Annotated in this window: 28 protein-coding genes; 16 read left to right on the forward strand and 12 right to left on the reverse strand. The window is 41.8% G+C overall.

Annotated features, from left to right (window positions below; translation table 11 throughout):
• Positions 1–12: 12 nt before the first annotated feature.
• Positions 13–534, forward strand: coding sequence for a PepSY-associated TM helix domain-containing protein (locus N480_RS11075; RefSeq protein WP_063372566.1), 522 nt, complete (start codon positions 13–15; stop codon positions 532–534).
• Between the two features lie 151 nt (positions 535–685).
• On the opposite strand, the gene N480_RS11080 is transcribed toward N480_RS11075, so the two are convergent.
• The 3 genes from N480_RS11080 to N480_RS11090 all read right to left on the reverse strand — a co-directional run bounded on the left by N480_RS11080 (position 686) and on the right by N480_RS11090 (position 2,041).
• On the reverse strand, positions 686–1,339 hold the full coding sequence (locus N480_RS11080; RefSeq protein WP_063372567.1) for a DUF6058 family natural product biosynthesis protein: 654 nt from the start codon (positions 1,337–1,339) through the stop codon (positions 686–688).
• A gap of 67 nt (positions 1,340–1,406) precedes the next feature.
• The gene (locus N480_RS11085) at positions 1,407–1,706 is read right to left on the reverse strand and encodes an antibiotic biosynthesis monooxygenase family protein (protein WP_063372568.1); all 300 of its coding nucleotides are present in this window, start codon (positions 1,704–1,706) and stop codon (positions 1,407–1,409) included.
• Positions 1,706–2,041 carry an NIPSNAP family protein gene (locus tag N480_RS11090; RefSeq protein WP_063372569.1) on the reverse strand — a complete coding sequence of 112 codons (336 nt, stop codon included), beginning with the start codon at positions 2,039–2,041 and terminating at the stop codon, positions 1,706–1,708. The genes N480_RS11085 and N480_RS11090 overlap by 1 nt, the downstream gene beginning before the upstream one ends.
• Before the next feature lie 85 nt (positions 2,042–2,126).
• On the opposite strand from N480_RS11090, the gene N480_RS11095 reads away from it, so the two are divergent.
• Complete coding sequence (locus tag N480_RS11095; RefSeq protein WP_063372570.1) at positions 2,127–2,804, forward strand: ArsR/SmtB family transcription factor; 678 nt, start codon at positions 2,127–2,129, stop codon at positions 2,802–2,804.
• Here N480_RS11095 and N480_RS11100 read toward each other — a convergent pair.
• Both N480_RS11100 and N480_RS11105 read right to left on the reverse strand, forming a co-directional pair.
• A complete protein-coding gene (locus tag N480_RS11100; protein WP_196761482.1) occupies positions 2,790–3,098 on the reverse strand; it encodes a type II secretion system protein GspG in 309 nt (102 codons plus the stop codon). The two genes, N480_RS11095 and N480_RS11100, sit on opposite strands and share 15 nt — an antisense overlap.
• 177 nt (positions 3,099–3,275) lie before the next feature.
• On the reverse strand, positions 3,276–4,289 hold the full coding sequence (locus tag N480_RS11105; protein WP_196761483.1) for a helix-turn-helix domain-containing protein: 1,014 nt from the start codon (positions 4,287–4,289) through the stop codon (positions 3,276–3,278).
• A 262-nt stretch (positions 4,290–4,551) separates the two neighbouring features.
• Between N480_RS11105 and N480_RS11110 the strand changes: the two genes are divergently transcribed.
• The gene (locus N480_RS11110; protein ID WP_063372573.1) at positions 4,552–5,196 is read left to right on the forward strand and encodes a hypothetical protein; all 645 of its coding nucleotides are present in this window, start codon (positions 4,552–4,554) and stop codon (positions 5,194–5,196) included.
• A 127-nt stretch (positions 5,197–5,323) separates the two neighbouring features.
• Positions 5,324–5,830 carry a cytochrome b/b6 domain-containing protein gene (locus tag N480_RS11115; protein WP_063372574.1) on the forward strand — a complete coding sequence of 169 codons (507 nt, stop codon included), beginning with the start codon at positions 5,324–5,326 and terminating at the stop codon, positions 5,828–5,830.
• Between the two features lie 61 nt (positions 5,831–5,891).
• Here the strand turns inward: N480_RS11115 and N480_RS11120 are convergent, their stop codons facing one another.
• Together N480_RS11120 and N480_RS11125 are read right to left on the reverse strand one after the other, a co-directional pair.
• Positions 5,892–7,007 carry a pyridoxal-phosphate-dependent aminotransferase family protein gene (locus N480_RS11120; protein WP_063372575.1) on the reverse strand — a complete coding sequence of 372 codons (1,116 nt, stop codon included), beginning with the start codon at positions 7,005–7,007 and terminating at the stop codon, positions 5,892–5,894.
• A gap of 156 nt (positions 7,008–7,163) precedes the next feature.
• Positions 7,164–8,015, reverse strand: coding sequence for a LysR family transcriptional regulator (locus N480_RS11125; RefSeq protein ID WP_063372576.1), 852 nt, complete (start codon positions 8,013–8,015; stop codon positions 7,164–7,166).
• Positions 8,016–8,147: 132 nt separating this feature from the next.
• Between N480_RS11125 and N480_RS11130 the strand changes: the two genes are divergently transcribed.
• The 8 genes from N480_RS11130 (at position 8,148) to N480_RS11165 (ending at position 12,663) form a co-directional block, all read left to right on the forward strand.
• On the forward strand, positions 8,148–8,807 hold the full coding sequence (locus tag N480_RS11130) for an FMN-dependent NADH-azoreductase (protein ID WP_063372577.1): 660 nt from the start codon (positions 8,148–8,150) through the stop codon (positions 8,805–8,807).
• 105 nt (positions 8,808–8,912) lie between these two features.
• Positions 8,913–9,389, forward strand: a complete 477-nt coding sequence (locus N480_RS11135) for an ASCH domain-containing protein (protein ID WP_063372578.1) — start codon at positions 8,913–8,915, stop codon at positions 9,387–9,389.
• Positions 9,386–10,033, forward strand: a complete 648-nt coding sequence (hxpB, locus tag N480_RS11140; protein ID WP_063372579.1) for a hexitol phosphatase HxpB — start codon at positions 9,386–9,388, stop codon at positions 10,031–10,033. Before N480_RS11135 ends, hxpB begins: the two co-directional genes overlap by 4 nt.
• Positions 10,034–10,185: 152 nt before the next feature.
• A complete protein-coding gene (locus N480_RS11145; protein ID WP_063372580.1) occupies positions 10,186–10,545 on the forward strand; it encodes a response regulator in 360 nt (119 codons plus the stop codon).
• A gap of 108 nt (positions 10,546–10,653) precedes the next feature.
• A complete protein-coding gene (locus N480_RS11150) occupies positions 10,654–11,043 on the forward strand; it encodes a Rid family detoxifying hydrolase (RefSeq protein ID WP_063372581.1) in 390 nt (129 codons plus the stop codon).
• Between the two features lie 84 nt (positions 11,044–11,127).
• Complete coding sequence (locus tag N480_RS11155; RefSeq protein ID WP_063372582.1) at positions 11,128–11,481, forward strand: RidA family protein; 354 nt, start codon at positions 11,128–11,130, stop codon at positions 11,479–11,481.
• A gap of 19 nt (positions 11,482–11,500) precedes the next feature.
• A complete protein-coding gene (locus tag N480_RS11160; RefSeq protein ID WP_063372583.1) occupies positions 11,501–11,941 on the forward strand; it encodes a GNAT family N-acetyltransferase in 441 nt (146 codons plus the stop codon).
• A gap of 206 nt (positions 11,942–12,147) precedes the next feature.
• Positions 12,148–12,663 carry an AAA family ATPase gene (locus N480_RS11165; protein ID WP_063372584.1) on the forward strand — a complete coding sequence of 172 codons (516 nt, stop codon included), beginning with the start codon at positions 12,148–12,150 and terminating at the stop codon, positions 12,661–12,663.
• 86 nt (positions 12,664–12,749) lie between these two features.
• On the opposite strand, the gene N480_RS11170 is transcribed toward N480_RS11165, so the two are convergent.
• Together N480_RS11170 and N480_RS11175 are read right to left on the reverse strand one after the other, a co-directional pair.
• Entirely contained in the window at positions 12,750–13,232 is a 483-nt protein-coding gene (locus N480_RS11170) for an acyl-CoA thioesterase (protein WP_063372585.1), read from the reverse strand.
• Positions 13,233–13,327: 95 nt separating this feature from the next.
• On the reverse strand, positions 13,328–14,977 hold the full coding sequence (locus tag N480_RS11175) for an electron transfer flavoprotein-ubiquinone oxidoreductase (RefSeq protein WP_063372586.1): 1,650 nt from the start codon (positions 14,975–14,977) through the stop codon (positions 13,328–13,330).
• Positions 14,978–15,152: 175 nt separating this feature from the next.
• Here N480_RS11175 and N480_RS11180 point away from each other — a divergent pair, with 175 nt between their 5' ends.
• The 3 genes from N480_RS11180 (at position 15,153) to N480_RS11190 (ending at position 18,104) form a co-directional block, all read left to right on the forward strand.
• Positions 15,153–15,905 (forward strand): electron transfer flavoprotein subunit beta/FixA family protein, encoded by a 753-nt coding sequence (locus tag N480_RS11180; protein WP_063372587.1) that lies wholly within the window; start codon positions 15,153–15,155, stop codon positions 15,903–15,905.
• Positions 15,902–16,828 carry an electron transfer flavoprotein subunit alpha/FixB family protein gene (locus N480_RS11185; RefSeq protein WP_063372588.1) on the forward strand — a complete coding sequence of 309 codons (927 nt, stop codon included), beginning with the start codon at positions 15,902–15,904 and terminating at the stop codon, positions 16,826–16,828. The genes N480_RS11180 and N480_RS11185 overlap by 4 nt, the downstream gene beginning before the upstream one ends.
• 715 nt (positions 16,829–17,543) lie before the next feature.
• Positions 17,544–18,104, forward strand: a complete 561-nt coding sequence (locus N480_RS11190) for a DUF4879 domain-containing protein (RefSeq protein ID WP_063372589.1) — start codon at positions 17,544–17,546, stop codon at positions 18,102–18,104.
• A gap of 28 nt (positions 18,105–18,132) precedes the next feature.
• Here the strand turns inward: N480_RS11190 and N480_RS11195 are convergent, their stop codons facing one another.
• On the reverse strand, positions 18,133–18,579 hold the full coding sequence (locus tag N480_RS11195; RefSeq protein ID WP_063372590.1) for a hypothetical protein: 447 nt from the start codon (positions 18,577–18,579) through the stop codon (positions 18,133–18,135).
• Between the two features lie 242 nt (positions 18,580–18,821).
• Between N480_RS11195 and N480_RS11200 the strand changes: the two genes are divergently transcribed.
• Positions 18,822–19,139 (forward strand): GFA family protein, encoded by a 318-nt coding sequence (locus tag N480_RS11200; protein ID WP_269200983.1) that lies wholly within the window; start codon positions 18,822–18,824, stop codon positions 19,137–19,139.
• Here N480_RS11200 and N480_RS11205 read toward each other — a convergent pair.
• Both N480_RS11205 and N480_RS11210 read right to left on the reverse strand, forming a co-directional pair.
• Complete coding sequence (locus tag N480_RS11205; RefSeq protein ID WP_063372592.1) at positions 19,136–20,128, reverse strand: AraC family transcriptional regulator; 993 nt, start codon at positions 20,126–20,128, stop codon at positions 19,136–19,138. The genes N480_RS11200 and N480_RS11205 overlap by 4 nt on opposite strands.
• Complete coding sequence (locus N480_RS11210) at positions 20,128–21,036, reverse strand: GGDEF domain-containing protein (protein ID WP_063372593.1); 909 nt, start codon at positions 21,034–21,036, stop codon at positions 20,128–20,130. Before N480_RS11210 ends, N480_RS11205 begins: the two co-directional genes overlap by 1 nt.
• Positions 21,037–21,086: the final 50 nt, after the last annotated feature.

Raw genomic sequence — 21,086 nt, forward strand, 5'->3', positions numbered from 1 at the left:
GTAGTAGGTACAATGAGTTTTAAAAGAACGAATAGAAACATTCACAAGTGGGCAAGTATCGTTATCGCGTTACCTTTGTTGGTAATTCTGATTTCCGGTATTTTGTTGTTGGTCAAAAAGGAATTCGACTTTATTCAGCCTCCTTCAACCAAAGGGCAAACCTCACAGCCAACCATTACTTTTGCGCAAGTTTTAGCCGTGGCCCAGTCAGTTGAATCTGCCAAAATATCGAGTTGGGATGATATCAATAGACTGGATGTGAGACCTGCAAAAGGGATCATAAAGGTGCGCAGTCACAATAGCATCGAAATTCAAATCGATAGTCATACAGGTCAAGTGTTGCAAGTCGCCAAGCGCAACTATGAATTCATCGAAAGTTTGCATGACGGCACTTTTTTTGAGAAAAACGCAAATCTTTGGTTGATGTTACCAGTCTCCTTTATTCTACTTTTTATGATAGTGACGGGGGTTGTTATGTTTGTTCAACCATTTAGAACCAAGAAAAAGAATCGACTCAGATTGAGGCGTAAATAGAGCTTGGGTTTGCCTCAACCTTGGTCGTTGCGTGTCACCGATTGCTTTATTGCGAAATAGAAGTAGGTACATGATACAGCATTACTTTTTTAGGTATCGTAAAAGTCTTGCTAAAGGGCTCCTGATCTTGCCAAGAAGGTCTCTTTGACAGTTATAAATGTTTGCTTTGTGTTTGTTTCAAGGCTGTGGTTGAATCAATTACTTCAGCCAATTGATGAAATTGCGACTTACTTCTTTCATGGGGGGCGAATTTAGGGCTGCAAGAAGTCAGTATATTCATCGCACAAATTAATTGTTTTTCTTCTTTGTCATTTAGTTTTTGCTGTGCAAGCAACATATTTATATAGTCTATTGTGATTTCTTTTTTGGCAATATCTTCTGGCAGGCCAGTACGGGTGCAGAGCCCATAGGTGCCTTCTAAAAAGTGTTGCCACTGTATTTCTATAAACTTTGCTTGCTCTTTCGTGCCGTTTTTATAATTTGACGATATGCCTTTATTAGATAACGCCTGTATGGTTTGCTGCATGCGAGTGTTAAAGCAATGAAAGGCGTCTTCGCGTTTTTTGTTGAGCTTCATCTTATTTAACCACTGCTTATACGTCTTAGGATAAAAATTAATATCGGCGTTTTGCTCGTGGTTGCCAAAGAAAGAGCGACACCCGATATGGGCATTTAAAATGTAACTAGGTTTAGGCATAACACCTAGCGCTTGTAGCTCGGTAAATCTCTGTTTGGTTACGTCACAATATTTAGTTAATTGCGCTTCAGAGTAAAAATGGGCGTATAGGTAATCAAGTAGTTCCATAGCAAAGACCTTGTGAGCTGCAAACGGCAGTTAGGCACCGTTGCAGCCTGTTTAGTAGAAAAGGGAATTACAGGGTGTAATCCCTGAATACGTCAGCAACGCGCAATCGGTAATCTTTGAACAATTCGGTTTTACCGATATGCTGCGCATTTTGATGCATTATTTCATTGCGCCAGCGCATAACGGACTCCTTGTCTTGCCAAAATGATAGGGAAAGGTAGTGCTCAGGGTTATTGACGTTCTGGTAGCGCTCAATGGATATAAATCCGCGTTGTTGGACTAAAATATCTTTAAGTTCAGCAGCAATATCAAAATATTTTGGCGTGGCATTCGGCCTGAGGGTGACTTCAAATATAACCGCTATCATTATACGTCTCCTGAATCGAACTTTAGCGTGTCAGGTACGCCTTTTAAAAAGTAGCGTTTTTCATGCAGTATAATTTGCGTTTGTTGTGCAAATTGGAAGTTTTCGACGGCGTCTTTATCGTTTTTTAGCCTATGTCTATAGCGTTCATAGTCGGCTAGGCTATCGAATGTAATTAATCCATATGCACGTTTATTATCTCCTTCATGTGGTAAGAAATAACCAATAAGGTTGCCGCCACACTGTGGAATGATTTTCCCCCAGTTTTTAGCATACTGCTCAAACTCTGTGTGTTTAAATGGGTTAATCTCGTATTCAATAAAACATGTAATAGACATAGGGATTGCCTCCTTTATTATTTTGAGGCAGTCTACCAAGCCAAAAATAGAATGCTTCGATGGCCATCGAACTATTGGTAAATATATGGAACCAAATATCTCAGTCGTGGCAGGGTTAATTGCAGATCCTACCCGAGCTAAAATCTTGACCGCCTTAATGGGGGGGAAAGCGTTGACTGCCACCGAGCTCGCAATAGAAGCAGATGTGACGCCGCAAACGGCAAGCAGTCACTTATCAAAGCTGGTGGAAGGTGATTTATTGCAACTTAGAAAGCAAGGCAGGCACCGTTACTTTCAATTAAAAGGGTTAGCTGTAGCTGAATTACTGGAGCAACTTTTGGTGATGACCACAAGTGCGCAGTCTAGAGTGCAGACAGGCCCTAACGATACACGGCTGCAATATGCTCGTGTATGTTATGACCACTTGGCAGGAGAGTTGGGCGTCACGCTTTATGATGCGTTAGTTGCAAAAGGTATGCTAATAGATGCGGGTGAGCAAACGCAGCTCACAGAAAAGGGAAAACTATATTTCGGAGAGCTGGGTGTGGATGTAGCACGACTCCAATCCAAAAAGCGTCCTGTTTGTAAATCTTGTTTGGATTGGAGTGAGCGTCGTAACCATTTAGCAGGCAGCCTTGGGCAGTGGGTCTTAGATTATATTTTTGAAAAAGGTTGGGCTCAAAGAGATTTAGATGCGCGTTCGGTGAGCTTTTCAAAAGCGGGCCTAAAGGCGTTCAAGCGTGTGTTTTTAGTTGAGGGTTGAATTAAGTCGCGTGGATATGTATTCATCACCTTGTTTGGAAAATGAGTAAAGTATTAGGCCTTCTTGAGTGTCTAGCGAACCCTCGCTCCAAATGATAAAGGTTGCCGCTTTTCCACCGAGAAACGTGTATTGATAGTGAGCTCCCCATGGGTCTTTAGGTAAGATTTGTATAATACGGGGGTCGGTGGATGTGAGTAAAGATAAGTCTTTTAATTGACTAAGGGGCTTACCGAGTAAAGTTTCATAAAGTGATATTGCCTTTCCGAGCTGCTCTATATCTGATTCAACTAACATTTTTTTGGGTATTGGGCCACAGATGAAAGTTGTGTTAAGCGATGAAAACAGGAGTACACTAGCTACTATACAACTTGTTCCTACGAGATATCTTTTCATACGTGTTTAAAACTGCTCCATCAAGGTGCATATATTAATATGTTGCGTATGACTGGAGTATGAATGAGCTGATCGAGATCAGCCTTCCTGACGGGCTAAACGCCATTTGCTTGGGGTAGTCCCCAGCTGCTTTTTAAATTCATTGTAAAACGAACTTTTGTTGTTAAACCCACTGTCTAATGCGATTTGCGTAATGCTGGCCTTGTTTTTTGTGTGTTTCAGCAGTTGGCAAGCGTGTTGAACACGATGCTCGTTGAGTAGGTTATAAAAACTCGTATGCATATGCTCATTGAGCAGCTCAGATGCTTGATGTTGTGTTATTCCAAGCCTAGTCGCAAGTTGCCCTAGTGTAAGTTGGTTGTCTAAGAAAAGTTGTTCATTTTGTAGTAAATGGTCCAATTTTGCTATGCAATCTTGTGCCAATGAATCGCTGAGCTGAATGGTCCTTTGCTTGGCTTTTAACTCCTTCAAACTATGTTCTTGGGTATCTAATTCTTCAGTGTCAATGTGTTTTAGGTGGGGCTGGGGGCTTTGAGTTGAACCCTGTTTAATACGATATGCAGCATAAAAAGAAAATGTCATTAAGTATAAGCAGATACTGACATTAAGGAGCGACCATAAGGGGTAAGTCCAGCTCGATTGGCTTAAAAATGATATAGCAACAGAGCCGTTCAGGGCTATCAAGTAGGTGATTGTAAGTACGAGCAATTTACTGCATTTAAGGGAGTTTTCTGTGGTTCTGGTCGCAGATTGCCAAATGCATGTTACATAGCTAAACATCAAACCAAAGTAGATAATGTACATCAATTCAGTTTGCGTATGAAAATCCATTACTTTTACAGTTAAAAAGAATACAAATGGGGTGCAATGAACTAGCACATCCTTTGCCCTCGGATAGGTTGAACTGCAATAGAATAAGTAAGTGAATGCACAGAATAATAAAATGCAGCAATTTGCGATTTGCGAGATGAGTGGTGCATTAATGTAAAACTTTAATTGCACATAGCTAATAAGTGGAATGAGCATTAGAGCTAGATTTGCGAGACTGAGATAATGCGCGCTTTCATTAAAGCTTCGCTCATATTTAAACATGAGACCTGCACAAAATAGAGTCAGCACACAGCAAACTAAATAAAACTCCCTTTGTAATTCAATCCACATAAATAAAGTTACTCTTAGCTAGTTTTATTCGAATTTACTAATCGCACTGTCAATTTAGTTAAATGGACAATGGCTAATTAGTTGATTGGTATCGATATTAATTCAAAAAAATCCTCTTTTATCAAGGTGGAATATTTTTACCCAAGTAGTTAGGAGACTGGAAACACGATAACAACAAGGACTAGGAGTCATTATGAAATCTATTCAAGCAGCAATTTTATTAACCAGTTTAAGTTTTGCCAGTGCAAACAGTGCCGCACAGCCGTTAACTGAAAGCGAAGTAAAAATATTAAAACAAAATGTCATTACGTATATGAGTGCCTGGAATGTTTTGGACGAGGGCGAACGAGTCAGTATGTTGGAAAAGGCAACTAATCTGGGTTTTGTATATCAAGATCCAAGCTCGGCGGGTTACATGCTCAACAACGCTCAACTGGTAAGCAACTGGATAGGTGGTTTTCAAGGGCAAATGAGCGATTATGGGCTATGGCCTTATGATGCCACTTTGGTGTCAAATATCGAAGTACACGGTAGCGTTGATTCGGCAAACATTAGATTCAACTGGCATATAACTGCGCTTGGTGGCGCAGTATCGGTTGCAGAAGGTGTCGACTATGGCACAGCGTCCAATTTAAAGCTCAATAGCATTACCGGGTTTTTTGGTGCACTTACACCTAAATGTCAGTCGCCTGATTGGCAACTTGGTGAAACCTATGTGAGCGACAGCTTGGTGACTTTTAAAGATGCCATTTATCAAGCTAAATGGTGGACTCAAGCGTCACCAGAGGAAGATACTGAAGTTTGGGTTAAGCTGCACGATTGCACCAACTCAATCTAGTCAAAATTCTAGTTAGCACCAAGGGCGGCACAACCAGCTGCCTTTTTTGTGCTTTCAGAATAATTTGAAACTTTATTTTTGAACGCTACTATATAGTTTTAGCAATAAAAATATAAAGGAATATTGAATGGCTAATAAATACTATGTTGTCGATCGTTCATTGCATTGGTTCGCCGCATGTTTAATCTTGTTTATATTGATGAACATGAGCGCTCAAATTCATACTATAAATTATCAAATCAAGGGACAGATCTTGCACCGTCAGGATGCTATCCAAACACATGCATTGATGGCGTTAGGTGTATTTGTCTTAATTCTCGCGCGATTTGTTTGGGAAAAGAGCTTTATTGCAAAGCTCTCTAGGCAATCTCTTCACGGCAAACGTCACCAGTTCTTTGTGCAATCTGTACATGCATGCTTTTACCTCGTACTTTCAGGCTTGGTCATGACAGGACTAGGTATGGCAGTTAACGCTGAGGTAGCGATACAATTATTCGGCGTTCAATTGTCTGATGTTGTGAACAGTGATGGGCAGCTCTACTCAAAGTTGCTGGATGTACATTTACAGTTGATATCCATACTTTGGTGGCTGATAGCTTTTCATTTTGCAGGCGTGATATACGCGCGCCGATGAGCCTGCTAAAGTACAAAAGAAAAAAGGTGTGATAATTGCCCACACCTTAAATAAGGTTCTATTAACCTAATGTATCTTCTAAGGCTGCGAGGAACAGAGCGATGTTCTGTTCTTGCGCAGTGGTGCCCATTAAGCCTATTCGCCATGTTTTTCCAGCGAGTTGACCAAGTCCTGCACCAATCTCAAGGTTATACCTATTCAAAAGGGTTGCGCGCACATGGGCATCATCAACGCCGTCAGGAATAATCACAGAATTTAACTGAGGCAAGCGATGCGCCTCATCTACTAAAAATTCAATACCAAGGCGATTAAGGCCAGTACGCAGAGCTTTATGCATTTGAGCATGTCTATGCCAAGCATTTTCTAAGCCTTCTTGTCTGAGCATTAACAATGATTCATGCAGGGCATAAAGCGAGTTAATTGGAGCTGTGTGGTGATAGCTGCGCTTGCCCTCACCGGACCAATAATCCATAACAAGCGACTGATCCAAAAACCAGCTAGGTACTTTTGTTTTTCTTTGTTTTAGTACGTTAACTGCTTTGTCACTAAAGCTCACAGGAGAAATTCCGGGTACACAGGACAGGCACTTTTGAGAACCCGAATAAATTGCATCGATACCCCAGTCATCAACCTTTAGCTCACAGCCGCCCAATGATGTCACGGCATCTACTATCGTTAATACATCATGTTGTTGTGCCAATTCACAAAGAGACTTGGCATCACTGCGAGCGCCAGTGGAGGTTTCTGCATGAACAAAAGCAAGGGCTTTGGCATCTGGGTTTGCTGCGAGGGCGTCTGCGACTTTCTCTGTGGATATTGGCTCTCCCCATTTATCCTCTACAACAATTGGTTGAGCACCGACTCGCTCTACGTTCTCTTTTAATCGATTTCCAAATACGCCGTTAATACACACAATGACTTTGTCATGCGGCTCTATTAGGTTAACGATACACGCTTCCATACCCGCAGAGCCAGGAGCCGATAACGCAATCGTAAACTCGTTCTTGGTGCAAAATGCGTATTGCAAAAGCTGTTTTATTTCATCCATCAGGCCTATGAACTGCGGATCTAAATGCCCGACTGTGGGTCTTGCAAGGGCCCCTAATACACGAGGGGATACATTTGAAGGACCAGGCCCCATCAGGGTACGAGGTGTTGGGTTAAATGATTCGTACATAAAATTCCCGTTTTAATTTAATTAAATATGCGCACCAAGAGCTGCGTAGATTGAGCCCTCCATTGTGCGCATTGTGTCGCTTATTTTCCAGTCTTGAGATCAAAAAACCAGCGAGCATGCAGGTGTGTTTGGCCGAAGCCTTCTGCCTGATGTTACTTAATCGAATTGCGCTTTTAGCCAATTAATGAACTGTGTTTGATTGTGTGTCAGAGAAGCCCCTGCGCTTACCAAATAGTAACCAAGCTGTGAAGGTTGCGCACTATAGTTAGATTGAGTGAGTACTTGACTTGAAATTGCGCTCTTAACCAGTGTGCTTGAACAAAAAACCAGCCCTAAACCAGCTATGGCCTCGTGAATACAGTAGGATTCTTGGTCGAAGTACACAATCTCGAACGCATTGACGTCAAGCTCGTTATTCTGCAACCATTGCTGCCAAGGCGGCTCCGTTAAATTAGGGTTCTTCCATTTGGGGATATAGACTCTAACGCGCTCTGTGTTTGCGCACTTTCTTAAATTTTCGGATGTTCCATATACGTTAAATAACTCCAAAGTAAGCCGAGCATGTTGGGCAATATTTCGAGTATCGCCAAAGCGAATAGAAATGGCTTGAGGATCATGGCTTAATTGTTCACCACTGGCGATTTCTATTTCCAGTTCGGGATGGCTCTTAGTAAGGGTACGAAGCTGCGGTATTAAAAATTGCGCTGCAAATGACGACGTAGTTTGTATTTTTACTTTGTGATTTTGTGTCTCTAAAGCGTGTATTGCGTTTTCAATCGTACTGAAACCCGATAATGTCGCGCTTGCCAAAAATTCCCCCGATTCAGTCAACGAGACTTCCCGTGTTTTGCGCACAAATAATTCAATAGCCAGCCGAGACTCAAGGTTACTGATGTGATGTGAAACAGCCGTAGCGCTGATGTTCAGCTCTTGTGCTGCCATTTTAAAACTACAATGACGCGCTGCTGCATCAAATACTTTCAGCGCTTGCAACGATACTTTACCCATCTTCAGCCTCTTCTTAGTTAATGATTGCAGTATACATGAGTAAAACTTATTTATAAGTGTTGTCTATTCATTTGTCAGTTACGAGCGCTAAACGCACAATGAGTTACACATAAACGTTATGAGAAAATTAAAATGACTCAATTACTTCATATAGATGCCAGTATTCGTAAGCGCAAAAACGACAACCCAAATCACGACTCAATTTCCAAAAGGTTAGCGCATAGTTTTGTTAAACAGCTTAAAGAAAATACACCTATAGAAAGTTACGTCTATAGAGATGTTGGTGCAAATCCACCTCCATTTACTGATCAGGATTGGCTTGGAGCGGTTTTTACACCTAAAGAAAAGCGTACCGAAGAACAGCGGCGTCAGTTAGAAGTATCGGATACCCTCATTGATGAGTTAAAAGGGGCTGAAATTGTGCTGATATCAACGCCAATGTATAACTATGGCATGCCTGCTCAATTGAAAGCTTGGTTTGATCAAATTATAAGGGTCAACGAAACCTTTAGTTTTGATCTAGCGCGAGGTGATTTTCCATTGTCACCGACTTTATCTGGGAAAACGCTCGTGCTCCTAACATCATGTGGGGAATTTGGCTTTGAACCAGGTGGTATCAGAGAGAGCATGAACCATTTGGCTCCACATATACGTACCTTATCCAAGTATCTTGGGTGTGAGCAGGTATTCGAAATAGCATCTGAATATCAAGAGTTTGCTGATCTGAGGCATCAAGCTTCTTTAGAGGCTGCATTTACAAAGGCACGAGATCTTGCAAAACAACTTGCCTAGCATTTGAATTAAACTGCAAAAATTGATTTTGCTGTTTACTTACGGTCGTGACTAATTCTATCATCTTTTTAATTCAAAATGGCTCCAATAGGAACAGAGACTTAAATGGATAGACACAGACACCCGTCAGTGAAGGCTATATGCGAAGGCTATTTTAATCGAAATAACCAGCCAGCTCACCACGTAGAGAGCTGGCATTTTTGTGATAATGAACAAGACGCAAACGAGTGCTTGTCGCTTGTGTTGGCGGGCATTAAGAAAGCCACTTCTCCCTCACTTTGGTGGTATCAAGCCAATAAGTTTGAATTACCTAAAGTCGGAGATCTCAACGTTGTTACTGACTGGGCTGGAGTGGCTGGTTGCATTATTAAGACTATAAACGTAGACATAGTGCCATTTAATGAGATCGACGCCACTTACGCATCCTTAGAAGGTGAAGGAGATAAAAGCTTAGATTATTGGCGGCGCGTCCATTGGGATTATTATCACCGAGAATTGGCAAACACTGATTTTTCACCTACTAAAAGCATGCCAATCATCTGCGAGGAGTTTGAAGTAGTATATCGGTTAGGTGATGTATGATTGAAGCTGTCATTTTCGATATGGATGGGACCTTGCTCGATTCGGAGCCTATGTGGAAAGAAGCAGAAAAGGCCGTATTTAGCGAGTTAGGTGTTGACGTCACTGAACAACTAGCGCAACAAAGTGCATCAATGACGACTATTGAGGCGTCTGAATTTTGGTATCACCACTATCCTTGGCACGGGCCGAGTATTGAAGAGGTAGCAAATAGGGTGGTGACTCGTGTTGGCGACTTAATTTCAATGCGTGGTTCGGCTCTTGAAGGTGTGTCTGACACACTCGCATTACTTGAAAAACATCAGGTTAAGATTGGCCTTGCGACCAACGCCCCTCAACGGTTAATTCCCATTGTGCTAGACAAATTGGGAATCGCTGCTTATTTTTCTGTTTGTTGTTCGTCAGAGCATGAACTAGAGGGCAAGCCTCATCCTGCGATTTATTTGTCGACAGCTAAAGCATTAGGTGTGTGCCCGGCGAATTGCTTAGCTGTGGAGGACTCTGGTACTGGGGTGTTAGCCGCAAAAGCGGCCAATATGCGCATACTCGCCATTCCCCAAGATAATGAGTACGATCATCAAAAATTTGATTTATCAGACTTTAAGCTCAGAAGTTTGACGGAGTTTGAACTTGAGTATTTGGCTTGATATATGCATTCAAAATAGGTGGTTAAATCGTATTTTTGCGTCAAAGTCTGTACATAAGCGGCTGAAAGCATCCGTGAACTTTGCTTTTATAGCAGGGTGTGACTAGCATAAATCATTGTTGGGCAAACAACTTGCAGTATAAAGGAAAGGACATGAGGATTTTAATCGTTGATGACACTTATTTTATGCGTGAACTTATTAGTGAAAGTTTGCAAGAGCGTGGTTTCAGAGAATTGACACAAGCAGCTAATGGTGAGGAAGCATTAAGTGCTTTGTCTGATAAGCATTATGACTTGATTGTTACTGATTGGAATATGCCAAAAGTAGACGGCGTCGAGTTGATAAAAAAGATGAAACGTGAGCCCGCTTACAGTCACATTAAAATCATTATGCTAACAGGGGACACATCTCCTGAAAAAGTGCAGCAAATGAGTCAGCTTGGTGTTAACGCATACATATCTAAACCCTTTACTCCAGAGTCTTTATCAGATTTGGTCGTTAAACTCGCCTAAACTAACGACCAAAATTAATTCCCTTCAACTGTCTTAAACACTTGAAAAAGTTTACTAACGCAGAGACTATAAGCGCACTTTTATTCATTAACCAGAACGGAAATTATCATGACGAAAGTTTTACATACAGAGTCAGCACCTGCGGCGATCGGTCCATATGTACAAGGCGTAGATTTGGGCAATATGGTTTTGACTTCAGGCCAAATCCCAGTTAACCCAGTGACGGGCGATGTGCCTGCAGCGATTGAAGATCAAGCACGACAGTCTCTTGAAAATGTGAAAGCTGTGGTTGAGTCATCGGGCTTAACAGTGGGCGACATCGTTAAATTGACTGTATTTGTAAAAGATCTCAATGATTTTGGAACGGTGAACGAAGTATATGGACAGTTCTTTGACGAGCATAATGTTGCCAACTATCCAGCGCGCTCTTGCGTTGAAGTCGCTCGCTTGCCAAAAGACGTAAACATTGAAATTGAAGCAATTGCCGTACGCAAGTAGTTTTAATTTAGAAAAAGGAGCGTAAGCTCCTTTTTTAATTCAGCGAATTAATTTTATGACACGCAATTATCAAGGAGTAGTCTGATGATTGAAAGAAAACGCGGAATATACGATGGCCGCAATAAGTCTTCAGCGTATAAAGATTTAGTTTGGACGGTTGCTACCTCTTTTGATACTCAAGTTGATATGGCGCAGCAAACGCAGCATACCTTAAATACAATTCAAGATAATTTGCTTGAGCTTGGCTCAGACAAAAGCCAAATTGTTTCGGCGCAGGTGTATATTGCTAATATGAATGATAAGCCGGTTATGGACGAAATATGGAAAGCTTGGTTAGGCTCTAACCCCGAACATTGGCCTCAACGCGCATGCTTAGGGGTGAATTTAGAAGGAGATGTGTTGATCGAAGTGACAGTTACGGCTGTAAGAACTCAATAGACCAGCAGAGAACCCCGATATGATTGAACTACTTCAATCCCACCCTCAAGAGGTGGACGCTTTTGTTGTAATGGAACAAGAAAGCAGTACTTTGGCACATATAATTCCATACACGAAAGAAGCACATTTAGAAGCCATGTCGCATGAGTACATTATCTATTTATCCGTTTATGCTGAGCAAAAATTAGCTGGTTTTATGATTCTGGCAATTGACCAAAAGAATAGTGTGGAATTTAGGCGCATTGTTATTGCTAACAAGGGGGCTGGGGTTGGCCAAAAAGCAATTGCATTAATGGAAACATATTGCATTGAGAATCTTAAACGTACGCATGTATGGCTTGATGTATTTGAAAAAAATACTCGCGGTATCCATATTTATACAAAGCTTGGCTACAGTCAATTTGATGAAGCAATGCACGCGGGCAGTAAGCTGATACTTATGGAAAAGTCGCTTGCTTAGAACCCTGATAGGTCTTTCCTTGACTTCAATGTGCTTTGGAGGCAAGGTGGAGCAATGAACCCAATGAGATTCAACTTTATGCGTCGAATTATCAACATCATTCCTTAGGAATGGTGGGGATATGCAGTGCGTAGATATCAAACCCGCCCTAGTAGGCGGTTTTTTTATTTCTGCCTCTAGGGAGAGTATTTAATCAAGGAGGTAGCATGAAAAAAGTAATGGTATTCGGCAAACCGGGGAGTGGAAAATCCACGTTGAGTAAGCGCCTAGCGAATAAACTAGGGTTGCCTTTACATCAAATTGATTTGATGGCATCTCAACCCAACGGATTGGCTGTTGGACGAAGCCAATTTGAGCAGGTGCATTCGCGCTTGCTATGTTCAGAAAGTTGGATCTGTGACGGGCTTGGGCCAATTAGTGCATTTAATCAAAGGCTGGAGTTAGCCGACACGTTAATCTATATCGACTTACCGTATAGTATCAGTTATTGGTTGGTGACAAAGCGCTTATTTAAGAGCATTTATAAAAAGCCAGAAGGGTGGCCCGAGGGCTGCTCTGTCTTAAAAGGGACAATTGAATCTTATAAATTTTTAGGCCGCTCCCGAGCTTTTTGGAATGACGATTTTTTTAACGCTTTACAGCAAAAGGGGCAAGGGAAAAGTATTTATCGAGTAAAGTCTTTGACTGAGCTGTCCGAACTTGAACACACACTAAAGCAATAGCAATTGATGACAATCAAATGGGCGATAACCTGCTTAAAGTATCGCCCTAATCAGATAGGTCAAGCGGGTAGATAATGGCTTGAGCGTCAATCATCTTGATCTAATGTAGCTTGCAATAATGACTCAGTTTGAATCGCAATATCTTTCATCTTAATCGCATATTGCTCCAGCGCTTTTTGTTCAGGGTTTTCTGCTACAAACTTGGGCACAGGTATTGGATAACCCGCTTGGTCCATTGCGATAAAACTGATTATGCAATGATTGGTTTCAACCATATGCTGATTTTGCGGGTCTCCACATCGTACTTGAATAAAAATTTGCATACTGGTTTTGCCGGTGTGTGCAATTTTTGCCGATACTTCGACAATTTGACCGACTAAAATAGGGCGATGGAATCTTACACCCGCAACCGACACGGTGACACAATAAGCGCCGCTCCAGCCAGCTGCACAAGCGTAGCCAGCTTGATCTATCCATTTCATAACTACGCCACCGTGTACTTTTCCGCCAAAGTTAACATCGGTAGGTTCTGCTAGGAATCTGAAAATGACTTCTGATTGATTGGCCATACACGCCTCAATTGTTGCTGAGTATGGTCTAAGTATAGAGAAAAAGGGGCATTTCGCCCCTTGCAATTTGAGAAATAGTAATAATTGGTTGGTTATTACATATTGGGGTAATTTGGACCGCCAGCACCCTCTGGTGTTACCCAAGTGATATTTTGACTTGGATCTTTGATATCACAGGTCTTACAGTGAATACAGTTTTGCGCATTAATCACAAATTGTTTTTCACCTTCTTCATTTTCATTCACTTCGTATACACCTGCTGGGCAGTAGCGCTGAGCAGGTTCTGCAAACTTTTCTAAGTTCACACTAATTGGGATCGTCACATCTTTGAGCTGTAGGTGGCAGGGCTGCACCTCTTCATGATTAGTGTTGGACAAGAACACCGAAGATAGCTTATCAAAACTCAACTTACCATCAGGTTTGGGATAGTTAATTTCAGTTGAATCTTTTGCCAACCTGAGTGACTCATAGTCTTTGCTGATATCTTTGATTGTAAATGGCAGCGAACCCGAGAAGAAGTTTTGATCAATCATGTTGTATGCGCCGCCTAAATAGCGACCTAGTTTGTGCATAGCTGGACCAAAGTTTCGAGATTGATGAAGCTCCTCATGTAGCCAGCTAGCTTTGAATTTTTCGTCAAAACTATTTAATGAAGCTGAAGGCTCTTCACTTGCTAGGGCTTCAATGATGGTGTCAGCTCCAATTATCCCTGACTTCATTGCCGTGTGATTACCTTTAATTTTTGCAAAGTTTAGCGTACCAGCATCACACCCTATGAGCAGGCCACCAGGGAAGTGCATTTTGGGTAAGGCATGTAAACCACCTTTAGCAATGGCTCTGGCACCATAGGCGACACGTTCGCCACCTTCTAACGTCGCTTTGAAAACAGGGTGGTGCTTCATTCGCTGGAATTCATCAAATGGGCTTAAATAGGGGTTTTTGTAGTTCAAGTCGATTATAAGGCCCACTACAACCTGATTGTTTTCAGCATGATACATGAATGAGCCGCCATGGGTTTCGTTGTCGAGCGGCCAACCGGTACCGTGTACGACTGTACCTTCTTTATGTTTTTCAGGATCGATTTGCCAAATCTCTTTGAAGCCTATGCCATAGTGCTGTGGTGAGGCCTCTTTGTCTAATTCGAACTCACGAATCAGCTGCTTGCCGAGGTGGCCTCTACAACCTTCTGCAAAAACGGTATATTTTGCTCTTAGCTCCATGCCGGGCATATAGGTGTCTTTTGGTTGGCCTTCTTTATCTAAGCCCATGTCACCAGTAATAATGCCTTTTACTTCGTTTTCTTCAATAATCAGCGAGTGAGCACTGAACCCCGGAAAAATCTCCACACCCAGTTGCTCAGCTTGTTCGGCTAACCAACGGCAGACATTACCCATAGATACAATGTAGTTACCGTCATTTTTAAATGTTTTAGGTACAACAATATGAGGTAAGTTTGTTGCGTTCTGCTCATCTTTAAATAAATAGATATCGTCATGGGTGACTTTGGTAGTGACTGGTGCGCCTTTCTCCACCCAATCGGGGATTAATTCGTCTAATGCTTTGGTTTCAAACACGGCGCCAGACAAAATATGAGCGCCTACTTCTGAGCCCTTTTCTACTACACAGATCATCAATTCTTGTTCTTTTTGCTGTGCTTGTTGGGCGAGTCGAATAGCACATGATAGGCCGGCAGGCCCTGCTCCCACTATAACGACATCAAATTCCATGGTTTCACGTTCGACCATTTTTACCTCGTATACATTGACGGTAGATTAACTTAAACTCGAGTTAAGTTTTTTTTACGTTAAGCTAAGGTTATTTTAGGTTGACGTTTACGTCAACAGGAAGTAGGCTGGTTTCATTAAATTGTTTTATTGACGTACGCGTCAGCTACACAAATAACCAGATGATGGAGTAACCATGAAAGTACTTGTACCAATCAAACGCGTGATTGACTACAACGTCAAAGCGAGAGTCAAGGCAGATAACAGCGATGTTGATCTTACGAATGTAAAAATGGCCATGAACCCGTTTTGTGAAATTGCAGTAGAAGAAGCTATAAGACTAAAAGAAGCGGGCAGTGCGACAGAGGTTATCGCTGTCTCTATTGGCGATAAAGCATGCCAAGAACAGCTTCGTACTGCGCTTGCTCTTGGTGCCGACAAGGCGATCCATATCGAGACTGACGCTAAGCTAGAGTCACTACACGTAGCAAAATTACTTGCGAAGTTGGTTGAACAAGAAAACCCTGAGCTGGTTATCTTAGGTAAACAGTCTATCGACGCAGATAACAACCAAACAGGCCAAATGTTAGGTGCGTTAACCAAGCGCGGTCAAGGTACATTTGCTTCAAAACTTGTAATTGAAGGCGAAAATGCGGTGGTAACTCGCGAAGTTGATGGTGGTCTACAAACTGTTTCATTACCCCTTCCTGCGATTGTTACAACAGACCTGCGTTTAAATGAACCGCGTTATGCAACATTGCCTAACATTATGAAAGCTAAACGTAAACCTCTAGACGTGGTAGCAGCAGACAGCCTAGGTGTTGATTTAGCTCCTCGCGTAGAGCTCGTTAAAGTTGAAGAGCCAGCCAAGCGTGAAGCTGGTGTGATTGTAGAAAGTGTTGAAGAGCTTGTAACTAAACTTAAGACTGAAGCGAAGGTGATCTCATGAGCGTATTAGTAATTGCAGAACATGAAAATGGTGTTTTAAAGCCAGAGACTGCCAAAGTAGTTAGTGCTGCGGTTAAAGTTGGCTCACAAGTTGACGTTTTAGTTGCGGGTCATAATGTGGCAGGGGCTGCCGATGCGGTAGCTAGCATTGCTGGTGTAAATGTTGTAAAGCTGGTTGATAATGTAAGCTTTGAACATCAGTTAGCAGAAAGTAGTGCAGATTTAATCGTAGAAATTGCGGGTAGTTACAGTCACATTTTTGCGAGTGCTTCGACGACAGGTAAAAATATTCTACCTCGCGTTGCTGCGCTTCTAGATAAGTCGCAAATCTCAGAGATCGTCGATGTTATCGATGCAGATACTTTTAAACGCCCAATCTATGCTGGTAACGCAATAGCGACAGTTAAATCTCTCGAATCTCAAAAAATAGTCACTGTACGTGCAAGTGCATTCGACGCTGCAGGTGAACAGGCGCCAGTCGCAGTTGAATCTCTGTCGAATGATAATGCAAATACATTGAGCAGCTTTGTAGGTGTAGAGCAGACTGAGTCAGAGCGTCCAGAACTTACCGCTGCACCTGTGATTATTTCTGGTGGTCGCGGTATGCAAAACGGCGAGAACTTTGCACTCCTAAACGGCGTAGCAGATAAACTTGGTGCGGCGATTGGCGCGTCACGTGCTGCAGTAGACGCAGGCTTCGTACCAAATGATATGCAAGTAGGTCAAACGGGCAAAATCGTAGCGCCTGACTTATATATCGCTGTCGGTATCAGTGGTGCAATTCAACACCTAGCGGGTATGAAAGATTCAAAGGTCATTGTCGCAATCAACAAGGACCCAGAAGCACCTATTTTCCAAGTTGCTGATTACGGTTTAGTGGCAGATCTATTTGATGTCCTGCCTGAGCTAGAGCAAGCTCTGTAACTCATTCTGGTTGTTAAAGCCGTGTGCAGTGTGCCGCGGCTTTTTTGTTTCTATGACCCGCCTCAAATTGATACGTATTGTTTAGTGATTTGTGCGTGCAAAATCACTTGGCATGCCTCAAAACCCAATCAACTAGTAAGCAAAGTATTATATTCTCTAAACAGTTTCCTTATTGTAAGCGCCGTGAAGCTGACATAAATTGACGGTTTAGCTGTCAAATAAACTGCTATTCGTTGATCGATATTTTGCATAGATTGGCAAATCAAGCTCAACCAGTGATTTTTAGAGGTAAAAAAGGGGTTATACTTTAGTCTTATTTTGATTGTTGCGCTCAGTCTGAAAGGCGAACACGGAGTGAAGCGTGTGCAGTGCTGTTATTTTGTCAATTTTCATTCGATTTCCCAAAAGTATAACAATTGTACTTGTATGATTTTTATTCATTAGTCACGACCAATTCTAGGATAGTAAAAAATCCAAGTCATAAATTTGCAATAATTTTTTGGCCACTCAATCTTTGCAGCAAGTTATTTGCTCACGAAAAAGCTGAAGAATTATTTACGCAGTGAGTTTTTTCTAACAGACTGTATACACATGGATGGTATTTTTATTGTTTCTGTTCTTTATTTGGGTAATAAATTATTTGTAATTGGGTAATTATTTTTCATAGGATGAGCGTGCAGTATCTAATTTAACTAAAACAAAAGGACGTTACAAAATGAAAAAATTACTAATGGGACTTTCTCTTTTTAGCACGTTTTCTGTTATGGCAAGTGAGCTACCAAAGTTGGATACTTTGGTTCAGGATCCAGCGTTTGTAGAATATACAGAAGCGCTTAAAAAGGAAGTTATCAGTACGCACGAAAACTATCAGTTGTATTTAGATTCATTGCAGAGCAAAGGCGAAATTGTGCCGATGGCACCAGCACCCAAATTAACCTATTTGGAAATCCGTGGCGTTTTATCAGCACTTTATCCACAATGGGATTACGTAAATCCATCTTCATTCTCAACCAATGAAGACCATGGCGGTGAGTTTTATGCCGTTACAGTGGAGTATGGTTATGCGACTCCGTCTTCACGACGTTTTCAAGTCAACGGCTCGACTTTATCTTTAGCACTCTCTGATCCGATCAAAAATGCAAGCAATGTATTGATTGGTTACATTAATTACTGGCACAACACGCAAACCAGTTTTACTGGTGGCACATCAACGTATCAGGCGACCTCAATCAACTTCCCTTATAACAAAGAAGATGACCGCTTATACATTCGCTAAGTAAGGAATGTGATACGAGTGCTTTTTGTTAGGCACTCGTATTTAAACCATATTGGTATACCTCTAGTTTTCTGATCATGCTTTCATAGTTTTTGACAACATCATCTGTCGCCACTCCTTGTTGTTTAACAGTCGCCAAGTCATCTTTCATTTTCGTAATGACATTAAATTTTTCACTTTGTGCCTGCGCGAGTGTGGTGCCTCCCAGCTGCCCATCATGCTCAATTAATCCATATCTACCTGTCATAAAAGCCATTTCCCCCATGCTGAGCACCCCCTGATCATAGAGTGTGTGAGCGGCGTCTGATTGCTCCTTAAGTGTCATGTTTGTAAAATCAAACTGTCGGTCGGGCATTGAAGGTGCCTTGGATACTTCTGCCGTGCTTTGATGAGATTGAGCTTGACTCGCCTTATTTGCTTGCTGGCTAGCAGAAGTCACTTGGTAGTAACTGTTAATTCCTACTGAGTTAATCATTGTTAATCCTTCATATGATGTTGTGTGACAATTGAGCAGCAAGTAACATTCCAGTTTGAGCCATTATGGACTATTTAATGGTGCTAAATTTGGCGTTTTTTTAACGTTGTAAGTTAACCTTTTTATAATTAGTAACTTAATCGTCACGCTTTATATTTTTCAACGAGGAGTCTCAAGAAGTGATAAGGGGAAGTTGCCTCTGCTCGGCAATTAAATTTACGATTTTATGTGAACCGAAGGCTGTGACGGCGTGTCATTGCCGCATGTGTCAAAAACATCACGGTGCATCCTTTGCCGTATTTGGCAGTGTCCCTAAAACGCAGCTATCTATTGATGAAGGTAAAGGCTTGTTGGCTTCTTACAATTCCTCAAACGCCATCTATAGGCAATTTTGCCAAAAGTGTGGTTCAAGTTTGTTTTGGTTTGGCAGTGAGGAGTATTCTGATTGGATTTCTATCGCGTTGAGCAGCTTAGATGACACATATACAGTCGAGAGGATCAAACATATCCATAAAGCCTCTAAAGTCTGTTGGTTAGCTAAATTGGGCAGAGATCTTTAAACTTTTCTGAGCTCAGAGGGGGTTATGCCAAGCCATCGCTTAAATGTCCTTCGAAAGTTTGGTAAATCATTAAAATGCAGTAATTTTGCTACTTGTGCGTTGGAATAGCCTTGTTGTTGAATGCAAAACACGGCCTTTTGACTTAACAACCGGTCCTTAACACAGCCGAATTGACAGTTATGAAGTGCAAACTTTCTTTTTAGTGTTGCGGTACTGATGCTTAAGTAATTTGCTAAATCATCTTGTGAGGCTTTCGGATGAGCAATCAAGTAGCTTTCGATATGGGATAAAAAGCCAGCCCTTGGCAAGGATTGCAGCTGGCAAAATGGTGCCTTCAATGCTTCTATCGCGGCATGTTGCTGAGTGTTCATCATTGAGTGGTGTACTACAAAACCAGCGAAGTGCTGGGAGAAGGTAAGGGGTTGATGACAAAAAGCACGAAACTGCTCTGCATATTCAGGTTCAGGAAAAGGCAATTGAAAAGAAATTGTGGTATCAGGCAGTCGCCACTTTAAGAACCCACACACCATACTCAGCCATACTTCTAACAAAAATTGGTTTGCGAAAGGTTGGATTTGGCTAATCGCTGGGTTCAACACAAAATGCAATGTCTGCTTTTTTCTAAATATACGTGCATTGAAGTAGGGGAATATGCAGTTTTGTAATTGATTACATGTGACGAGCACCGATTTTAGGTTTGCACAGTGAAAAAGGTAGGGGGCGTATTGAGCTGATATATTGTGCAGCATATGCTGCCCCAGTACAAAGCTAAGATCTTGTCCCAGATGGTAATGGGTCATATTTTGTAGTACTTGAACAAGTTGCTTGAAGCTGGAGCGATGCCCTTGTTTTTTTAAATCATCGTAAAACAATTTAGTGCCTTTAAGGGCTTTATCAGGATGAACTCCTCTTTGCTTTACTAACTCAATTAACGGCAGTAATAGCTGGTTTGTAGAGAGGGCTTCATGACCTATTTCAATGTAAGGCACTATGCGGCCTGCTTGTTTTGTTGTAACAGAGAAATTAGCTGCTCAAATACACCTGAATTTGTAGTCCGTGAGGATATTTCGATACAAGCAGTGCTTAGGGTCATTGCATTAATCGTTGTAAGGTCATCATCGTACTGATAATGCTTTTTGGCAGCTTCGCAAACTCGCGCTGTGATCGTGTGTGCGGTTTTGTATGATGTATCGGGAAATAGAACGACAAATTTATCTCCGGCGTACCTGCACGTTAGATCACACCCTCGAGTATGCAGTGTTATCAGCTGACCCGTATTTCGTAATAGCTCTTCACCTTTAGCAATACCATATTTAAAACAAAATTGGCTGTATGCATTGAGGTCAAACATGGCGACGCAAAATGGCTTGTCTTTACTTTCTAACATCCCAAATTCGTTATTTATTTGTTTTTCCATGTAGCGGGCACTGTACAAACCCGTGACATAGTCAGTGAAAGTATGTTCCCTAAAGTGACGTTCTTTTTTAAGTAGGGTTAAGTTTAAGTAGGTTTGCTCTTGATACCACCAATACATTGCAAAGCTCATGACTATCATGCCTAGGAATGCGGGAAACGCTTCTAAGCTGCTCAAGGTCGGATGAATGTGATCAAAAGTTAAAAACTCATCTAAGCAGTCCAACAGTAGGGAAGTGTGCATGAGTGTTAACCCGCATGACAACGCGGTTGTCACTCTCCCCGCAGGGCGACTAAGCAGCGTCGCAACAAGCCAAATTAAAGACATGATGGCTAATCCGCCTTCTCCTACGGCGTCAAGTATTTCTATTTGGTCTTGTGACTTCCATTGGCCAACAGTGATGGCCGTGGAAATGGTTATGGACACTGTGACGGTAAGCAAAAGCCAAAGCTTTGAATGTTTGATATTTTTCGAAGCGTTCATTGTTCAATTAGGTTTAGGTTTTTTTCTATGTTATTGCAGTCAATTTTCTT

Origin of the sequence: Pseudoalteromonas luteoviolacea S2607 (genome assembly GCF_001625575.1) — a bacterium.
Lineage (GTDB): Bacteria > Pseudomonadota > Gammaproteobacteria > Enterobacterales > Alteromonadaceae > Pseudoalteromonas > Pseudoalteromonas luteoviolacea_E.